The sequence below is a fragment of the Oleiphilus sp. HI0066 genome (assembly GCF_001635725.1).
In genome coordinates, this window is sequence record NZ_LWFH01001871.1 from 1 (window position 1) to 770 (window position 770).

General features: G+C 47.7%; 1 protein-coding gene. It reads right to left on the reverse strand.

The window, feature by feature from the left end:
• The coding region (locus A3738_RS28890) for an EF-Tu/IF-2/RF-3 family GTPase (protein ID WP_255376223.1) at positions 1–770 on the reverse strand (770 nt) is incomplete at both ends.

The window sequence follows — 770 nt, forward strand, 5'->3', positions numbered from 1 at the left end:
AAAGCGTTGCTTTAAGACCAAGCAAAGGGTAGCCAGCTAGGACACCATTTTGCATTTGCTCTTCAATACCTTTCTCGACTGCAGGTATGTATTCCTTCGGAACAACACCTCCCACAACCTCATTAATAAACTCCAGGCCTTCTTCACCGTCAGTTCGCGGCTCAAACTTAACGCGAACATGACCGTACTGACCTCGACCACCGGACTGTCGTACAAACTTGCCTTCGATATCACAGTGATTTCTAATTGCTTCGCGGTACGCTACCTGAGGCTTACCAATGTTTGCCTCAACACCGAACTCACGCTTCATTCGATCGACGATAATATCAAGGTGTAGCTCACCCATACCGGAGATAATCGTCTGACCGGTTTCCTCATCAGTCTTAACTCTGAACGACGGATCTTCTTGCGCCAACTTACCGAGCGCCACACCCATCTTCTCTTGATCTGGCTGAGAACGTGGCTCTACAGCAACCGAAATAACGGGCTCTGGAAAATCCATACGCTCCAAAGTAATTCGGTTCTTTGGATCCTGGTCACACAAGGTCTCGCCAGTTGTGACATCTTTAAGACCGATAGCGGCTGCAATATCCCCAGCAAGAACTTCTTTAATCTCTTGACGATCATTTGAATGCATTTGCACCATACGACCAATACGCTCTCTCTTACCCTTGACCGGGTTCCAGACAGCATCGCCCGTCTCAAGCTTTCCAGAATACACACGGAAAAATGTCAATGTTCCAACGAACGGATCGGTCGCAATTTTGAAT